The 1,387-nt window shown below is 56.9% G+C and carries 2 protein-coding genes; one reads left to right on the forward strand and one right to left on the reverse strand.

Annotation, left to right across the window (positions count from 1 at the left end; genetic code table 11):
* The first annotated feature begins 47 nt into the window (after positions 1-47).
* A complete protein-coding gene (locus OHL22_RS24920; RefSeq protein ID WP_263342623.1) occupies positions 48-1,133 on the forward strand; it encodes an IS110 family RNA-guided transposase in 1,086 nt (361 codons plus the stop codon).
* 13 nt (positions 1,134-1,146) lie between these two features.
* On the opposite strand, the gene OHL22_RS24925 is transcribed toward OHL22_RS24920, so the two are convergent.
* The coding region (locus tag OHL22_RS24925) for a hypothetical protein (protein WP_263342624.1) at positions 1,147-1,387 on the reverse strand (241 nt) is incomplete at its 5' end.

Raw genomic sequence — 1,387 nt, forward strand, 5'->3', positions numbered from 1 at the left:
GATAAATGGGATGAGCAGGTCCTCCGCAGGAGGAGCAGACTGTTCCCATGAAGAAGCCTACGCAACACCTCATCGCAGAAGTACCCCGTAAGCGTGGCCAGGTAGAGCTGACGATCGGCATCGACCTTGGCGACGTTTGGAGCCATTACTGCACTGTCAACCAGCAAGGTGAGGTGATCGATCGAGGTCGCTTCAGAACGACACCGAAGGCCATCGATAAGTGGTTCGTAGATGTGCCTCACGCTCGCGTTGCGATGGAGGCCGGCGTTCACTCCATCTGGATTAGCGAGCAACTGCAAGAGCTTGGCCATGAAGTGATCGTTGCGAACGTGCGTGAGTTGCGGGCGATCTCGCACAGTGACCGCAAGAGCGATCAGGTTGATGCGGAGAAGCTGGCGCGCTATGCGCGGCTTGATCCGAACATCCTCCGACCGATTGCCCATCGTACCGTCGAGCAGCAACAAGCCCTGACCTTGATCCGTGCACGCGCTCTTATGGTCAGGCTGCGGACAGCGGCCATCAACGCCGTACGTGGCCTAACGAAGGCTTGCGGCTATCGTATGCCTGCCTCCGCAACTCCATGCTTCGCTCAGCGCAGCATGGCGGCGATGCCTCCAGGGCTCGGACAAGCACTGGGCCCAGTTCTCCAGCAGATCGCGGAGATGACATTGAAGATCAAGCAGTATGACCGCCAGATTCAGCAGCTCGGCCAGACAGAGTACCCGGAGACTCAGGCGCTGTTGAAGGTCCATGGGATCGGGCATCTGACCGCTCTGACGTTCGTACTTACCCTCGGCAGCAAGGAGCGATTTAAGCGCAGTCGTGATGTTGGCTGTTACCTTGGGCTTCGGCCGATGCGAAGTCAGTCTGGCGAGCACGATCCTCAGCTTGGCATTACCCATGCGGGCAACGCTTATCTTCGAAGTCTGCTGATCGAGTGTGCGAACCATATCCTCCGACCGCAAGGTAAGGACTCGGCGTTGCGACAGTGGGGACTTCATCTCGCTGCCAGAGGCGGCAAACAGGCCAGGAACAAGGCTGTCGTTGCCGTCGCTCGCAAGCTGGCTGTTCTGCTCCATCGACTCTGGATCACTCAAGAACCATACATGCCGTTCTATGCCACTGCCGCTTGAGCGATGACGATGTTTACCCGTTGCGACGATACCGTGTTCCGATGACTGCGAGCCGACTTTGGTCTTCAAGGCCGACCGATAAATGGCAGCATCGACTCTCCTCTCGAACCCCAACCGGCACCGAGCCTGCTCCAACACAGCTCATCAAGAGTGCGAATAGAAACAAGGTAGAGAGCAACAACAACCGCAACATCAAAAGCAAAAACCCTGATAAGGAATGAAACTTGACACCAGTGACCTGCTCATAGAAAGTC

This window comes from Acidicapsa dinghuensis, assembly GCF_025685685.1.
In the GTDB taxonomy this organism is placed as follows: Bacteria; Acidobacteriota; Terriglobia; order Terriglobales; family Acidobacteriaceae; genus Acidicapsa; species Acidicapsa dinghuensis.